General features: G+C 75.0%; 2 protein-coding genes. Both read right to left on the minus strand.

All coding sequences use genetic code 11. From position 1 onward, the window contains the following. Window positions 1-91: 91 nt before the first annotated feature. Entirely contained in the window at window positions 92-7804 is a 7713-nt protein-coding gene (locus tag ACIP67_RS03205) for a SpvB/TcaC N-terminal domain-containing protein (protein WP_401686509.1), read from the minus strand. After that, the gene (locus tag ACIP67_RS03210) at window positions 7801-17967 is read right to left on the minus strand and encodes a neuraminidase-like domain-containing protein (protein ID WP_401686512.1); all 10167 of its coding nucleotides are present in this window, start codon (window positions 17965-17967) and stop codon (window positions 7801-7803) included. The genes ACIP67_RS03205 and ACIP67_RS03210 overlap by 4 nt, the downstream gene beginning before the upstream one ends. Window positions 17968-18042 lie beyond the last annotated feature (75 nt).

Below are 18042 nucleotides of genomic sequence, written 5' to 3' on the forward strand. Positions count from 1 at the left end.
CGCCACGCACGGACCCCGCGAAGCTTCGGCGATCGCACCCGGGCGGGTACACCGACAGCGACGGGCTCGGCTCACGGGGAGGCCGGGCCCGTCAACGCGTCGGGACGCGCACTGTCCCGACCCCCGACGCGTCGATCTGCGCCCGCGAGCGGAGCACGTCGATCAGCGACTGCTCGGGCGGGCGGCCCGCGGCGACCAGGGCGAAGTAGGCCTTGATGTCCTCGAAGTACGGCGACGGCGAACCGAGCGTCGTGCCCTCTCCGCCGACGGTCAGCGTCACCGGACCGATCGGCTCGTCGGTGATCTCCTTGCCCCACATCGCACGGTTGGCGTTGCGCTGGAGCGCGGACGCCAGGTTGTGGTCGGCCTCGGTGAAGCCCGGCACGCCCTGCTCGATGGCCAGGGCGTCGCCGTGGTTGGGGTTGCCCGTGCGTGAGATCTGCCCGGCCGGGGAGTTGGCGGCCGACTGGTGGATGTGGTGGCCGCCGATCTGCTTGTACGGGGCGACTTTCGGGCCTGCCGTCGAGCCGCCGGACGTGGCTCCGCCCGCGCCGGTGCCGCTGGTGGCCGCTCCCGCGGTGTCGGAGGCGGCGGCACTCGGGTCGTTCGCCGACGAACTGTTCGGTTCCGGCGGGGGCTCGGTGGACTGGTTCGGCTCGGTGGACTGCCCGCCGGAATCGCCGGACGTTCCGCCGCCCCCGCCGCCCCCGCCCGCGATCGCGGTGGCCACGGGAACCGCGGTGGCCATGAGCGCGGGAGCGATGGCCTCGGCGTTGGCGACGAGGCGGGGCAGGCTGAACCCGAAGTCGAAGGCCGGCCGCGTCAGCGCCGCGGTCCCGTTGGCGCCGACCGACACATCGGCCGCGATGCTCGACGCCGCGCCTCCGCCACCGCCTCCCAAGGAGATGCCCCGCATGCCCAGGACGGTCGCCACCGCCTCGACCGGCAGCGCGCCCAGCTTGCGGGAGCGCTCCTGGTCGCTGAGCACCCTTCCGGTCACCGTCCTGCCCGTGGCGACCTCGTTGGCCGTGTTCACGGTCCCGGCGACACCGAAAGCGGTGCCGGTCACCGCCACCCCGGTGACCAGCGCGGTCTCGCTCACGCCGAGCGTCGTGGCGGCGGCCGCGATCACCGGCGCCGCCGCCGTGCCGGCGCTCGCCACGACGACCGCCACCACGGCGACCGTCCCGACGGCGACCGCCGCACCGATGGCGACGTCCTTCCAGCTGATGTCCCAGGCGCCGTTGTCGTCCAGCCGGTTCACCGGGTCACAGGCGGCGTAGGCGTACCGGCTGGTCGGGCCGAGCTGGCCCGCCGGGTCGCACGAGAGCCAGCGGCCCAGCCAGGGGACGTAGTAGCGGGCACCGACGTGGTAGAAACCCGTCTCGTCGTCGCGCTGCTTGCCGAGGAAGCCGCGGCGGGCCGGTGCGTCCGTCTGCCCGCGCGTGGCCCGCCACACGGTGCCGCCGTAGGGCGAGTAACTTTCCGCCGACAGCAGTCTGCCCTCGTCGTCGAACTCCAGCACCACCGAACGCAGATGGTCGGTGAGCCGGTGGCGCACCAGACGACGCGGCGAGCCGTCGTCCACGTCGTTGCGGGTCTCGACGCGCGCGAACACGCCGACGCCGTCCCCCACGTCGAGGCCGGTGCGGATCAGGCCCGCATGAGGGCCGGCGAGCCGGCGAACGAACTCGACGCCCGCGAAGGACAGTTCGTCGTGCACCGGCCTGCCGCTGGAACGCCCTGTCGCCTTGCGGGTGCGGGCACCGGTGGCGTCATGGACGTAGTACGTCCGGTCGACGGCGGCCGTGGGTGACGCGCCGCCCTCGTCGGCCACCTGCCGCCACGTCGACCTGAGCCGGTCCCGGTGGTCCCAGTCCATCCGGGTCAGGTGCGGCATCGCCACCGTGTTCCCGTGCGCGTCGTAGGCGTACGTCTCCCGCGCGCCGTCGCCGTCGGCGGCGGACGTGGCGAGGAGCCGGTTTCCGGACCCCGGCGCGTAATGGAACTCCCGTGTCCACCCCGGGTGTTGCGGGTCGTTGCCGCGGTGGGCGATCCGCAGCAGGTTGCCCGCGAGATCGTAGGCGTACCGCTCCACGTACCGTCCGAGCGCGATGCCGTCCTCGGTGTGCGCGACGGGCCGTCCGGGCCGCTGCGGGCCGCCCGCGTCGACGAGCCCGAGCTGCTCGCGGCCCGTCGCCTCGACCAGCCGGTACAGCGCGTCGTAGCGGTAGGCGGACTCGCCCGTCACGCGCTGGTTGCGGAAGAAGACCGGCGGCACGGCGTCGTCCCGCACCAGCACCAGATTGCCCGCGGCGTCGTAGGTGTAGTGCTGGTCCTGCACGGTCCGGGACCCCAGCCGGGAGCGGGTGCGGACCAGCCGGAAGGTCAGCGGGTCGTAGTCGAAGTCGGTGACCAGGCCGTTCCCGCGCTCGATCCGGGTGCGCTGACCGCGTGCGTTGCAGTGGACGGCGGTGACGACGTCCGTCCACACCGGCTGCCCGTCGGGGCCCAGCTCGCCCTCGATCCGCACCTGGAGCGCACACAGCCGGGCGGAGCGGCCGTAGCGGTAGCGGGTGACGCTCCCCGGCCCGCCGAGCGCGGGCGAGGCCAGCACGACCGGGCGGTGCAGAGCGTCCAGACGGGTGGAGGCGTCGAGGCGTGCGGGCTCCAGGACGTCGTCCTCCGGCGGCCGCACGGGGTCCTCGGCCCAGTCGAGGACGCGGTCGTAGGCCACGGCCACCCGCCGCGTGGACGCGCGCGGACTCCCCTTGAAGTCATAGCCGTCACACACCGACAGCCCCGCCTGGTCGTAGCGCAGGTGGATGCGCCCGCGCAGATTGCGCCGCTCGGCGTCCGCCAGGCTCTCCCCGTGGACGACACGCTCCACGGTCACCTCGGCCCCGGGCCGGTCGGGGTCGGCGCCCGTGACGAGAACGGCGACGGGACGGCGGCCGGCGTCGTAGCGGGTCCGGGTGAGGTGACCGCGGGAGTCCCAGGTGCGCAGCTGCTGGTCGAGGACGTCGGCGAGCTGCCGGCGGGAGCCCGAGTCGAGCGCCCAGTGCCGGACGACCCGGCCGAGCAGGTCGTGGTCGGCGCGGCTGACGGCACGCCCGCGCGGATCCTCGTCGGGGTCGGGCATCGCGTCGTGCACGGCGAGCACCTCGCCGGTGATCGCCCGCACCACCCGGCTCTCCACCGCCCGGCACCCGTCCGTCCGCCGGACGAGCACGGTCCGGCCCAGCGCGTCGGACCACTCCAGGTCAGGGGTGTCCGCGTGGGCCGCGCTGGCCCGGGCGGCCCGCCGCTCGGCCTCGCCGAGCCCGCCGTCGACGCGCTGCGCGTACCAAGGCCGCCACTGCGCAGGGAGGAGACCGGGCAGCCCGCGGGTGGCCACGGCGATGTCGGGATCGTGACGCGGATCGGCCAGCACGGTGTCCGCCCGGTCCCAGGTGCTCGACCACCAGGCGCCGAACACCCGCTTGGTGTAGGTCCCGTCGGGGAAGACGGTCGCGACCAGCCGCTGAGCGGCGTCGTAGCAGCGGACCGTCGACACCCCGTCGCGTCGGCCGGGTTCGTAGCGAGGGGTGCTCGTGAAGAACGGTTCGTGGAACAGGACGACGTTCGCCTTGTTGTTGTAGACCTTCCAGCCGCTGGAGATCCAGCCGCCCGGCTCGTCGCTCTGGCTCTTGACCTGGATCTCGCGCCCGGACCCGTCGACGTAGACGAACTTCTGCTGAAGGGGCGAGGCCTCGCCCGGCGCGAGGTCGCTCAGGTGCCGCTCGCGCACGATGGTCCGCACCGACAGCGGCCGGACCACCGGCTCGGACGCCGTACGGCGGACGGCCTCCAGGTCGTAGCAGAGCCGCCGGGTCGCACCGCGCAGCAGCCGCTCGGCGTCGTCGACGAGACCGGCGTCGTCGGCGTCCTCCCCGGCCGGCGCGTCGACGAACGCGTCGTCGAACCCCTCCAGCGAGTCCCCGAGCCGCTCGCCCCGCTTGCCCATGGCCGCGGTCGCCACGACGAGCCCGAGCGTGTCGAGCGCCACGGCGGAGCGGTTGCCGTTCGCGTCCGTCACCAGGACCGGCTTCATCAGCCGGTAGTCCACACCGCCGCCGGCCGCTTCCTCGCGCCGTCCGTCCGGACCGCGCTCGCCGACCGTGCTGCGGTTGCCGAGGCTGTCCACCGTGTCGACCGGCAGCAGGTCGTACCGGTCGTGGCGCACCTCGCGGTCGGCACTGGTGACACCGTCCTGGAAGGGATCGCGGTAACGGCGCGGCCGGAAGAAATGGGCCCGGGCGTAGGCGAACTCCGCCTCCGCCCCCTCGCCGGGGAAGGCGCCGCCCGGGCCGAGGAAGGTCCGCCCCGAGGGCACCCACCACTCGCCGGGGACGTCACCGGGCACATAGCCGCCCTCGCGCAGGACCGCGTCGAGCTCCCCGGGCGCGAGCAGCGGCCGCCCGTCCCGGACCAGGGCGCGGGCCAGGACGCCGGACGTGAACGCCAGGGTGAGGCCGAGCCCCGGAAGGGCCCGCCGCCCCGCCCGGCCGAACGGCAGCAGGGCCAGCGGGTCGGCGCCGCCGAGGTCGTCGGGACGGTACAGGGTGCGGGTGCGCCGCAGCAGCCGGTGCGGCCGGGCGGCCGGCGCACCGGGCCCGGTCCAGTCCTCGAAGCGCAGCCGGCCGCCCTCCGGCACGACGACGTCCGTCACCTCGATCGTGCTCTGCTGCGCGGGCAGCGGCAGCCGGTAGTGGCCGGGATCGTCCAGCAGCGGCTCGGTGTGCTCGTACACCGTGGCCGTCACCAGGGTCCGCGCCTGCTCCTCCCGGTCGACCGGTGCCGTCAGCCGAGGGTCCGCGGGCAGCCGCCCGTAGGCGATGGCCACGTCCTCCAGCGTCCGGCCGAAGTCGTCGACCCGCAGGGTGATCGCGTGCGTGACCCGGGGATCGTCCCGGTCGCGTTCGTACCGGACCGTCAGCTGTTCTCTCGGGTGGGCGAGGAACACCGCGTGCCGGTTGCGGCCCGCCGGCTGGAGCAGCCGCACGGTGAAGTTGTGCTCCAGCACGCTGTACGGCACGGACTGCCGTTCCGACCCGTCGAGCCCGTACACCTCCTGTCGCAGCAGCCTGCCCTTCAGGGCGCGGCAGGCCTCACGCTCCTCCCGCGGGGTGAGGCCCTCGGGGAGCCGGCTGTCCGGCAGGCCGTCACGGGCGCACCCCTCGTCGTACTCGTCCGCCAGCAGACGGCTCACCCGGCCGCCGCCGAGCCGGACACCGGTGTGGAACCAGCTGCGGGTGAGGACGGGCGCGACCAGCACGGCCGGGTCGGAGTTCTCCCAGTCTCCCTCCCCTGGAGCGTCGACGTCCTCCGTGTCCCACTGATCGACGACCGCGAAGCCGCGCAGCTCCCGCTCCACGGGGTCGAAATACTGGTCGTGGTAGGCGTAGCGCGTGGTCAGCCGGTGCCGGGCCACCAGGTCCACCGACTCGACCCGCTCCACCACCTGCACCGGGAACGGCGCCCGCGTGCGCCACGGGCGGCCCGCCGCCTCGTCCTGGAGGTAGAAGGACGTGGAGGAACGGTAGTGGACCCGGGTCTCGGCACCGAGGTTGTTGGTCGTCCGGGTCAGCAGATGCGGCTTGACGCCCATCAGGTCGACGTAGCGCACCGCCCGGCCCGCGTTCCCCGGCAGGGGAGAGGTCCACACGAGGCAGGCCGTGCCGTTCCCGAACAGGTCGACGACGTCGCAGTCGTCCACGTCGGTGGTCCTCGGCAGCCCGTGCAGCCGGACCTCGCGGCTCAGGCCGTTGCCGGACTGGTTGAAGTACAGGCGCGGACCGTCGGGATGGAGGTACACGATGTCGCTGGTGCCGGTCCCGTCGATGTCGGCCAGGCGCACGCGGTCGGGGGAGAAGCGGTCGTCGGTGTCGAAGCGGGGGCAGTTCTCCAGCAGGTGCCGCGGGCCGAACCGGCCGTAGCCGAGGTTCGGCCAGTAGCAGACCTGGGCGCAGCCGATCCGGACGAGGTCCCGCAGCCCGTCCCCGGTCATGTCCGCCAGCAGCAGCGCGCCGTCCCCGTCGCCGCCGAAGCGCACGCGCGTGCCCCGCCACTGCGCCGGATCGACCGGCACCCGGTGCTCACGGCCGAAGCCCGACGCGCCGGCCCCCTCGTGCCAGCCCAGCTCGTCGGGCGCCAGACGCAGGGCGTCGACGAGACCGTCACCGGTGACGTCGAGCAGCCGCAGATCCGCCCGGGGATCGCCGACGAGCGGGTCGGCGAACGGGCGGAAGGGCCGCCAGCCGCCGTGCTCGTCCTGCTCGTACAGCCCGGCCCGCGGTCCCGTCAGGTCCACGACGTCCAGGCGGCCGTCTCCGCTGAGGTCGAGCAGCTGCGCACCCGAGGCCAGGGTCCGGTTGGGCAGCCGCGGCACCGGCGCCGGCTCGCCGAGGCGCACGCGCGGCCGCCCGGCCGGGCGCCCGCTGAGGTTGCGCAGGTAGTACCAGGCGCCCGGGTGCTCGCTCAGGACCCCGGGGATGCCCTCGCCGTGCAGGTCCAGCCAGCGCAGCCGGCCCGGGCCGTGCGGCAGCCGGGCCAGCTCCCGCGGCTCCACGGCCTCCGCCTCGTGCCGGACGGCCGCCTGACTGTAGGCCATCTCCACCGGCGGGAACGCCTTGCGCCGGTACTCGCCCCCGGACCTGCGCCGGAAGCGGGCGTGGGTGACGGCGGTCAGCTCCGCGTAGACCGGGCGGACGGCCGCGTCGGGCGCCGGAGCCGGCGCGTACGTCAGCTCGGTCGCGGCCACGAGACAGTCGTCGCCGACACCGGGTTCCAGGGGGAAGGAGTGGAACATCAGCAGCCGGCGGCACAGCCGCTCGGTGCGCAGCTCGAACCCGCCGCGCCGCGAGGAGAACGGATCGGGGCGGGGCGACCAGCGCCGGTCCGGTTCCGGGCCCGGCCGCTCCGGGTCGTGGCCGCCGTAGTCGAGGACGAGCGAGAAGTGCCACCGCATCGCGCGCAGCTCGGCCGTGGTCACCGAGGAGGGGCGCTCCCCGGCGTCGTCCAGGAGCGGTACGGCGTTGCCGTACCGGACGCACCGCAGATAGCGCTGCGCCCCGTCCCGCACGCCGTCACCGCGGTCGTACTCGTAGGCGATCACGTTCCCACGGTCGTCCCGGGTCAGGCTGATCAGCCAGGAGAAGACGTGCTCCGGCACCCGCGGGTCGCTGATCCGGGAGCCGGCGTCGACGCCGTAGACCGTCAGGACGTTGTCCGCGGACCAGGAACGCCAGTGCACGTCGCCGGCGTCGTGGACGCTCGTCCAGCGCTCGATCCGGGCGAAGCCCGCCTCCACCCGGGGACGGTAGCCGCGCACCAGGTGGCCGCCCTCCCGCCGGTCCCGACCGGTGGGGACGAGGTCCTCGGCGCTGGACAGGACGAAGACGTCGGACTCGTGGGCGTCGTCGTAGCGGGGCAGGCCCCGGTCGGTGCGCCGCGTGATGGACGGCAGTCGCAACGACCAGCCGAACCCGAACGGCCCGTTGCCCTGCCCGCTGTCGTAGCCGAGCGACAGCTGGGGGCCGAAGCCGTCGCGGCCGGCCGTGAGCTGGACCGGAACGGCGAACGAGGCCGTGCCCGTCACCGCGTCCGTGCCGAACGTCTCGCCGATCCCGCGGACCGCCCCGCCGGCGGAGGGCAGTTCCGCCCCGGGCAACGGGTCCGGCCGGGGCCCGGCGGAGCCTTGCCCGGTGTCGTCCCGCGCCGCGCCGTCGAAGGCCCGGATCGCCTCCTGGCCCAGGTCGGTCATCGCCGCTCCCTCCCACGGTCGTCGGCCTCGTACCCGCACAGCAGCCACAGCCGTGAGACCTCACCGAACCCCGGCGGCACCGTCACCGTGCCCAGGTCCGCCTCCCGCGCGCCGTGCACCAGCGTCGGGCCGCCCTCCGCGCCGAGGTCGGGCAGCACGCCGTGGAACAGGCCGGGCCAGTCGCGCGACGCCACGCACTCGACGTCCTCGAACTCCTCGGCCCCAGGGCGACCGGGCGGCCTGAACCGCACCGGACGGTGCAGCGACGGGCGGGCGTGCCCGGCCTCGAGGAAGAACTCGACCCGGCGGACGCGCAGCGCACGGTCACCCGGCAGGAACGGGAACATCGCGCGCGACAGCCGCAGCGGCAGCCGCCGCTCCTCGTCCTCGCCGCCGTGGCGGAACGCGGACCACGCCTGCGGCAGGTCCTGCTCCACGTCGAACACGCGGAGCCCGTCGCCGGGCAGCCGCTCGCGCGCCTCCCGCCGCGCCGCCCGCGCCAGCGCCGTGCCGCCCTCCCGCGCGGTGTAGTTCAGGTGCAGCACGACATCGGTCACGCTCGACAGGTCGAACTGGTTGTCCTCCTGGGGCAGTTCCAGCAGCCACTGGCTCACCGCACCCTGGTACTCGAAGTGCAGGTAGCGCTCGTCCCGGAAGCGGACCTCGAACATGCCGCTGTCGCTCTGGCCGGTGGAGGTGGCCACCGCCTCCCGGGCCGCGTACCTGCGGACGGCGCGCGGATCCTCGGGCAGCAGGGCGTAGCCCCCCTGCCCGCAACCGCACCCCTCGCCGGGCGCACCTGCGCGATTCCCTCCGCGCGCACGGCCGGCCGCGTGGTCACCGGGCCGTGCCGGGCAGCACAGTGCCGGCTCCTGCGTCAGCAGCGGGCTGACCCGCGTCGTACTCGCCAGCAGGGCCAGCCGCGCGTGGACGCCCGTGTACGGACCGGCCACACAGGGCACCGTCAGCGCGACGCTCTTGATCCGGCGCAGGTAGTGACCCGGGTGGTCCCGGTCGAACAGCCACTCCGGGAGCTCGATCTCGCAGCGGCCGGTGGCCTGCAGCCGCAGGAACTGCACCGGCGCGTGCAGACGCAGCGAGACGTGCTTGGTCAGCTCGTACTCGCGGACGTCGAGATCTAGGTAGGCCTGCTCCAGCCGGCGCAGGGCGAGGCCGAGCCGTTCACCGGCCAGCAGCCCCTCGTGCAGCCGGTCCCAGCGGGCGCCGGCGAGGAAGTCCGGGGCGGGCACGGCGCGTTCGAGGACGAAGGCGCGCCGCGCCTGCACCGCCGCGCGGGCGGCCAGCTCGTAGGCCTGCCGGTGGAGGGCGGCCGTCTCCTGCTGGAGCCACAGGAACAGGGCGTGGCCCGTGAGCTTGTCCCGGACGATCTCCTCGGTGATGCGGGCCTGCTCCCAGCGCAGTTGCTGCTCGTCCAGCTCGTGCCGCGCCGCGTCCCGGCGGCGCTCGGCCGCCAGGATCTGCCGCTCGATCTGCTCGATCTCGATGTCGTGGATCTCGACCTGGTGACGCCAGTCGGCCGCGCGCCGGTCCCAGCCGGCCTCGGTCAGCCGCTCCGAGGCGGTGATCCCCGCGATGGTTGCGAAGATCCCGGCGATGCGCGAGGCCGCGGAGAACACTCCGGCCAGCTTCGTACCCAGCGGCAGCTGGTTGGCGTTGAGCGGGCCCATGCCCGCCACACCGAGCCAGATGTCGGGGATGAAGCCGAGCGCCTGTGCCGTCGCCTCCAACGGGATCGCCGTGCCGTGGCTGCCCACGGACTGCCCGGTCAGCGACAGGTAGTCGTTCTCCCCCTGGATCAGCCCCCTCTCCACGAGGTCGGCGTAGAAGCGGCGGTGGGTCAGGGCGATCTGCTTCGTCTTGCGCAACGCCTGCACCTGCCAGTCCGCGTCACGCCACTGCACCCGACGGGTCTGCACCGACAGGGCCTGCACCTGACGCTCCTGGTCCGCGCGTACCGCCGCGAGGAACTCGGCGTCCCCGCGCTCGAACGCGCCCTGCAGCGCCACGCCGAGGGCGTGCACCTCCGCGGCGAGTTCACGGGCGCGGCTCACCAGGAAGGCGAAGCGGTACGGACTGTCCGGCGCGCACACGTCGTCGCAGCCGATCCGCTCGACCGGCTCGGCCCTCCCGGTGAACGGGCCGTCCGGCGGCCGCGGGGCCGGCAGGCGCTGCGCGTCCAGGCACGCGCGGATCAGGCACAGCCGGTCCTCGACGCCGTCGTAGAGCCCGATCAGCCGGGGGTTGGGCGGCGCCGGGTGCGGGACCAGCGAGGCGACCGTGGGCGCCTCGTCGGGCGGCGCGGCATCGGTGTCGAGGACCAGACGCGGCCGCGGGCCCAGGATCGCCTTGAGCCCGTCGAGGACCACCCGCGCCTGGTCGAGCTCCTCAGGTCCTCCTCCGGAACGCAGCAGGGCGTCCGCCCACTCCAGCAGTGTCTCGGCGTGGTGCAGGACGATGCTGCGCCGCCGGACGTCCTCCTCCGAGGCGCGCGTGCTGTCCGGGCAGCATCCGCGGTGCCGCGACCGCTCGTCCCCTCCGGCGCAGCGCAGCCAGGAGACGTCGCCGCGGGCGACGTCCGCGGCCAGCCGGTACCAGCCGAGCGCGGCACCGGGCCGGCAGTGCGCGCGCAGCGCCGCCGCCACGGCTGTCGCCGGGGCGTGCGGCGAGGCCGGCACCAGCGGTGCCCCGGGACTGTGGAACACGAAGTAGGGATAGGCGGGCAACCGGCCGGGATGCACGGGTCCGGCCGGCGGCTGCGGCGCGGGCGGCGCGGCCACGGCCTGCGGCAGTACGACGACGTCGTCCACGGCGATGTCGTAGCGGAACCCGGGCGGCTGCGCCGCGTGCCCCGGCGGTGCGATGCCACCGGTGACGACGAGGTGGACGGAGTCGTCGGTCCGCCCGGCGAGGCCGAGCGAGGCGCCGTCCGTGCAGCGCAGTGCCTCGTCGCTGTGGCGGACGGGGCCGAACTCGCCGTGCCGCACGCGGCACCAGGCCAGCCGCACGGCACGCCGCTGGGGCCACGCCAGCAGGCCGGGCAGCTGGTCGGGCTCGTGCCAGGGCCAGCCCGGGTCCTGCTCGACGGGGTCGTGGAGCCGGGCGTCGACCAGCCAGAAGTAGTACTCGTCGACGAGCGGGCCGTGTGCGCAGCCGCAGGTGGCGCAGCACGACGACGGGGCGACGGCAGGCAGCGGGCCGGTCGTCGCGGGCCCGGCCGTGACGGTGGGGTCCCCGGCGGCGGCGACCCGCAGGAAGCGGGTGCCGAGCCGCACCGGTGCCTCGGTCCACCAGGGCAGTTCCACCGCCGCGGAGAAGCGCGGGCCGTCGTCCTCGTCGTCCTCGCCGTCCTCGCCGCCCTCGTCGTGCCCGGCCGTCCCGACGACGACCGGACCGTCGCCCGGTGACTCGTGGCCGCCGGCACCGATCCCGCCGCCGGCGGGTGGGGTGTGGTTGTTTCGGTTGTCGCCGGTGTCGGCGGGTGGGGCGTGGTCGTGTCCGTCGTTGCCGGCACCGGCGGGTGACTGATGGTCGTTCGTGCTGTTCCCGCCGTCGTCCGGCGGGTGCCGGTCGTCGTCCCCGCCGCCCTCGGACGGTCCGTGGGTCCGGTCGCCGGCCGGCGGTGTCACCGCGGCCAGCCATGAGGGACGCGCGTGCCGCCGGTCCGTCCCGAGCAGGTCGAACCCGTGCCGGGCGGGGTCGATCCCGTGGAGTGTGGCAGGGTCGCGCACCTGGAGCAGCGCCACCCCCGGGTGTTCCGGCGCCGGGGGCTGCGCCCACACGTCGAGTCCGCCCGGTTCGGGCCGGGTCAGCGTGCCCCGGCGCAACCCCGCCTCGAAGAAGGCGAACGCCTCACTGCGCCGGGCGAGCGCGAGTTCGTCGAGGTCCACCCAGTTCTCGCGGTAGAACCGCCGCCGGGCGCAGGCCTCCCACAGCCGGTAGCGGGCGAACCGCGCGTCCCACAGGGCCAGGAACCCGGACGTGGGCTCCCAGCCGGGCTCCTGGCCCAGCCGAGCCCGGCCGACCAGGGCCTGTACGGCGCTGATGGCGTCGTCGACGCGGCTGACCCGTTCGCACGCTCCGGCCTCGACGTCCTGGAGGAGCAGGTCGCTGAGGTGCCGGGCCTCGCGGACCGGGACGCCGCCGACGCCGGTGACCCGGTCGAAGCGGGTGAGGTGGGCCAGCAGCGCGGCGCGGCCGCGTTCGCGCAGCCCGTCGTCCAGGGCGCGCAGATCGGCATGCCGGCGCGGCGGCCCGGCCGACAGCAGGCCGTCGGCGACGAAGGCGGTGAGGTTGGCGTTCCCCCCGGCCGCCGGATCGTCGCCGGCCCACAGATCCGGCCGTGCGGCCCGGATGTCCGCGACCACGAAGCGGCGCGACACCCGGCGCAGCAGCAGGTCCGCGTGCCGGACGCGGATCGGCCAGCGCTCGTCGAGGAGATCGTCGGCGACCAGTGCGGGCCCGTCGGCGAAGCGCGTGACGAGCGGGGTGCGCAGCAGGTCCACACCGACGTACCGCAGCAGGTCCGCGGGCAGGTCGGGGTGCCCTTCCGCGGACTCGTGGAACAGCAGCCACAGGGGCCGCTCCGGGGAGCCCGCCGTCTCGGCGCGCGTGACCGTGTAGTCGAACAGGCGCTCCCAGATATCGGTCAGCGCCTGCTGCCGGACCCTCGACGGCGCGACCCGCTGGTCGACGGCCGGATCAGGTGCCAGATAGGGGTCGGCGACCGGCAGCAGGTCGGGGTCGAAGCCGGCCAGGTGGACGGTGTGGGCGCCGCCCTCCGCACGATGGGCCGCTCCGGAGAACCGGTCCGGGTGCGCGAGCAGATAGCCGGTCTCCCCCTGCCCGTCGTCCGCCACCGGGGCCGCGGACAGGGCGAGCCGGTGGGCCAGCAGCAGCGCCTTGAACGCCCGCTGGTAGGTGCGCCGCACGTCGCGCAGCGAGCCGGTGTACCGCTCCCGCAGGGCGCGCCGCTCCGTGTCGGTGAGGTCCTCCAGGTCCCGGTCCAGGGGACCCGGGTCCTGGGTGCGCCGGTAGAGCCGGTGCTGCGGAAGGGCGATCGGGCAGCCGCCGGAGTCCGGGCCGCTGTAGGCGAGTTCGAACCCGGTCGTGGCCGGGCGCACGTCGTCGGCCTCGGCGAACTCCGGTGCCGGTTGCACGAACTCGATGTCCACGTCGTAGGCACCACGGCGCAGTTCCAGCTCGGCCGCGCACTCGGGCGCGCCCGTCTCACCCGGCCAGTGCCGGGCCAGGACCACCCACACCCGCTGCCCCCGGCGCAGGACCACCCGCCAGCGCCGGGCCCGCGCGGCCCCGGCGTCCGGCACCTCGCCGTCCTGCCCGGGAGCACCGGCGAAGAAGGTGTACGCGCCGCCCGTCTCGACGAGCAGGCTGCCGGTCCAGCGGACGGCGAAGCCCTCCGCGGCGCCGAGGGGTTCGCCGGTGGGGTCGCTCAGCGCGAACCCGTTGCGGACCCCGGCGAACCGGGCCTGCCGCACGGTCAGCGTGGCGTCGAGCCCCGGCACCAGGCCGGGCACGGCCACGGCGACCTCGTCGCGGCCCGGACCGAACAGGCGCAGGGCGGAGGTGGGCTGCCGCCAGACGAGCGGACCCCGGCCCGCGGTGGTCACCCGGCGGTACTCACCCAGCAGCCCTGTGCCGGTGACCGAGAGCAGCGCCGCCGGCGCGGCACCGTGCACATCGTCCCAGGTCACGGCGGGCGCCGTCCCCGCGTCGTTCTCCCAGGGGGCGAGGCCCGCGTTCTCGTCGCCGCGCAGCGCCGGCAGCAGGGTCCTGGCGAGCGCGGCCGTCCCGTCGCGGCGCTGCCCGGTCACCGCCTCGACGTGCTCCGCGAGGTGGTCCGCGACGACGCCCGCCCGCGCCACCGCCCGGCGTACCGAGCGGGCGAAGAAGGCGAACCGCTTCCGTTCGTCGTCCTCGCGCACCAGGAGGCGCAGGGCCGCCTCGGCGTCGTCGAAGAGGAACGCGAACGGTGCCAGGTCGGCCCGGGGCCCCGCGAGCAGCTCCCGCACCGCGTGCTGCTCGTCGGGGCGCAGTTGACGGATCCGGGCCAGTTTCGCGGCGACCTCCTCGTCCCGCATCGGCAGTGTCGCGGTGAGCCGGTCGACGGCGTGGCGGAAGGGGCCGTCGGGCGGGGTGTTCCACATCGCGGGCGGTGAACCGGCCAGCTGCGCGCTCCAGCGCCGGTCCTCGACCGGTACGACGATGCCGTCGTCCTCCAGCAGCGAGGGGAACAGGCGCGCCCCGAGCCGGTACAGCGGGCCGGAGCCGGGTGCGCCGGTGTAGCCGAACTCGGTGCGCAGGGCGGCGTCGACCTGCGACCACGACCAGGCGGCGGCCCCGTCGCCCTCGCCGGACGGCTCCACGGCGAGCAGCCGCTCACGCAGCCGCCACAGCGAGTGGGCCGTGTCGTCGTCCGGCAGCATGAGCGGGTCGTCGCGGCTCTCGTCGGGCGAGGGCAGGGGGAACGGGTCGTCGCCCTGTGCGTGCTCCTCGGCGGTGAACAGGAACAGCAGCTCGCCCACGCCGAGGTCGCCGGCGTACAGCTTGGCCAGCACCTCGGCGAAGCGCAGCGTGTGGGTCGGCCGGGAGTGCCAGCGGGCCGCGGGATCGGCGGGGTCGAATCCGGCGAGGGCCGACAGCCGGTCGAGGTTCTCGGCGAGGATCTCGAGGAACCTCGCCGGACGCGGCCGGCAGCCGAACCGGCGCACGGCGTGCCCGCCGGTGTGCTCCAGCAGCGCGCCGACGGCCCAGTCCCAGTGCGGGTCGTGCGGTCCGGCCCACAGCGCGAGGAGCGGGCTGCGCGCCGTTCCCGGCGGTGACGGGGCCGGGGCTTCGTCCCGCTGCGCCGTCGGGGGCCCGAGGGGGAGGCCGAAGCGGTGACGCAGGAGCTGTAGTGCGGCCAGTTGCCGGACGAAGTCGGGGTTCGGGGAGCCGTCCGGGCCGAAGAGCGGTGACACGGCCGCCACGTCCGCCAGTTGAGCGAAGGTGAGGGCAGGCGTGCCGGCCCGGCGCAGGATCCGCCACAGCCGGACGACGACCGCGAGGCGGCGCAGGTCGTCCACGGGGTGGGCCAGGTCGAGCACGTGGTCGTCGAGCCGGCACGGCTCGCAGTCGGGGAACGCGGGCTGCTCCGGCTCCGGGCGTCCCTGCTCCTCCCGGCTCTCCGGGCCTCGGCGGCCGAACGGGACGATCCCGCTGCGCCACAGGTCGAGGAAGGCGCACCAGTCCAGGCCGGTCGCGTCGAGGAAGCGCGGCAGCCGGACGACGAGGTCGGTCCAGGAGCGGTCGTTCTCGACCTGGTGGGCGAATCCGTAGTACTCCCACACGGGGGTGCCCGTCCGCGGGCCGGTGGCCGGGCCCGGGGAGAAGAGCAGGGCGTACTCCTGGGGGCTCATCCCGAGGAACTCCAGGGCGATGGGCAGGCGCAGTGGGTAGCGCCGGAGGGTGCGGCGGAACCCGGGGGGTTCGGCGTCCGGGGCGAGGACGAATTCGGTGATGTCGCGGCGGAAGGCCCGCATGACCTCGTACCGGCAGGTGCCCAGCGCGTCGAGGTGGCTGCGCGCGACGTCCAGCGGCTGGTGGTAGGGGAGGAGAGGGTGGCTGACGTCGGTGGCGAGGGGGGCGTAGGAGGCACCGGCCGGCAGGGGGACCGCGGGGGTGGAGTGCTCGGGCCGGGCCGCGAGGTCCTCGTCCGTCGCGCCGGGAGAGGTGTCGTGGACGGTGCCCCTGCCTGCCGCCGGGTTGGCGGCGAGGGCTTCCAGGGACTCGTCGACCAGGTCGATGACGGGGACCGCGGTGGTGAGGTTCGCGGCGGTGGCGTGCAACCGGTCGACGGGACCGCGGCGGGCCATGACGAGGTCGCCGAGGGTGGCCGGGGTCTCGTCGCCGTGCCGTGTTCCGTCCGGGGCGTGGCAGTCGGCGGTGAGGGGGAGGGCGAGCAGGGCTTTGAGGTAGGCGACGGGGCCGAGGGCGGACAGGTGGTCGGGTGGCCGGCAGTCGACCAGGCGGCCGTCGGGGTTGACCGGCACCGGTGTACAGGCGTCACCGCCCGCGCCGGATTCGGGGGCCGGGCCTCCGGCCGCGGTGCCGAGGGCGTCGGCGAAGTCGACCGCGACGGTGCCGATCAGGGCGTTCCGCAGGGCCTGTCGGGTGCGGGCGGCGATCTGTGCGGCGCTGGTGAAGCCGCGGGCGTAGAGCGCCTCGACGAGGGAGAAGCGCAGCGGCGCCGGGACGGCGGCGGCCAGCCGTGTGAGGTCGTCGACCGTCGTGACCGCGGCCGTGAGCCACTGCCGTCCGCGCGGGTCCGCCGGGAACAGGGCGTTCCCGACGTCGGTCAGCGCTCCTCGGACGTGTCCCGGATCGTTGCTGCCGCCGAACACGAAGTCGGCCCCGGCGCGGGTGCGGTAGGCGGCGGTGAAGAGGTTGATCGGGTCGCCGTCGGGCACGCGCAGCAGCGGAGGGGTGTCGGGGGTGTTCCCGGGGACGGGGGGCACCGTCGGGGCGAGGACGAAGAACTTGCGCACTTCCTGGAGGAAGGCCTGGAGCCGTTCGTCCGGGGTGCCGGGGCGGGTGAAGTCGGGCAGGTCGGCCGGCCAGGTCGGGGCGTCGCGGAAGAACGCCTCCCACTGCGCGGCCGTGATGCGGGAGAGGGCGGGCGCGTCCGCGGGCCGGAGTCCGGTGCGGATCTTCGCGCGGAGCGGGGTGTCGCCGGGCTGTACGACGTAGCCGCGTGTCAGCGCGGTGAGCACGAGATCGAGGTGACCGCTCGGGTGCGTGGTGACGACGGTGTCCCAGAACGCGGTGTCGATGTCGGCCTGGGGGACCGCGAGCCAGCCGGTGACCAGTGCCAGGACGTCGCCGGCCGCGGGGAGACGGGCCGGTTTGCCGGAGGTGTCCCCGAGGGCCCGCAGCCGGCGCACGGCCCGGGCGATGCCGATGGCGGGGGCGTCCGTGACCGGGGGCTGTCCGGCGGGGACCGGCGGCGGGGCGGCCGGCGGCTGCTCGTCGATCACCCCGGCGTCCTGGGCGGACCTGAGCATGACGCGCAAGCGCTCCGCGTCGGCCAGGACGGCGGACCGGTAGCGCTGGTCGGCGTCGTGGGTGACGGGCAGGCCTGCCCCGAGCGCGTAGAAGTAGCGCGCGGGAACCGTGAACCGGGCGGTCGGGGGAAGGCCCGTCACCAGAGCCCGTGCCGTCGTGTACCGCTCGCCGGTGCCGGTCTGTCCCGGCAGTACGGGGAAGGTGAGGGCCGCTTCGGTGGCCGCCGTCGTCCGGGCCTCCGCGTCGACCGCCGTGACGAGCGCGTAGACGTACGTGGTCAGGCGTTCGGCGTCCGCGTCGCCCTGGGCGTGGTATGCCGTGAGCTTTGCCTCGAACCGGCCGCGCTCGGCGTCGTCGGCCGCGCCGACGGGGGCGGTGTACAGCTTGCCCAGTTCGGTCGTGTCGGGCGCGGGCATCGGCCGGAACTTCTGGTTCCAGACGATCTCGCGGGCCACGTGCCGGGCCTGCGGCACGCTGAGCCCGGTCAGGGACGGCGGCGTCCCGGGGTCGTGCCCCAGCACCCGGGCGACGGCGTTCAGCAGTCCGTCGTAGGCCGGCGGGCTGCCGTCGACGGGGAGTTCGACGTAGGCGTCGGCCGGGTTGATCCGGGCGTCCGCCGGGGGCAGGGCGAGGTACAGCGAGGTCGGGTCGATGCCGGGGAACACGCCACGGTCGGCCGGGATCGCGCCGGTGGCCTCCGGGACGTTCATGAAGATCCGGCGGACGAGGATGACACCGCCGTCGCGTGACATCTCGATCCGCAGGTCGCGGGTGCCGTGCTCGGGCCGGCCCGTGGGCGGATGCGGCGGAGCGACCTCGAAGAGCGCGGTGGCCGCGGCCAGCGGCTTGAACACGCCCGTCGGGGGTGGGCCGGTGAGCCGGAAGTGCTGGACGATGCCCGTGTCCGGGTGGGGCAGCTCGGGATGGGCCGGGTGCGGCGGAGCCACGTAACGGGCGGGGCTGCCGATCTGGGTCTCGCCTGCCGCCGTGGACAGATCGACCACGCGGATCGTCAGCCCCTCCAGCATCGAGGAGAAGACCGGACCCGAGACCGGGTCCCCGAGGGGGTGCAACCGAACCACGACCAGTGCCATATGCACCTCCGGCGTCCCGGTGATACCGGGGGGATGTCGGCTCTCCACGCAAGTAGGACTCTA

The sequence above is a fragment of the Streptomyces sp. NPDC088812 genome, from assembly GCF_044750285.1.
Lineage (GTDB): Bacteria > Actinomycetota > Actinomycetes > Streptomycetales > Streptomycetaceae > Streptomyces.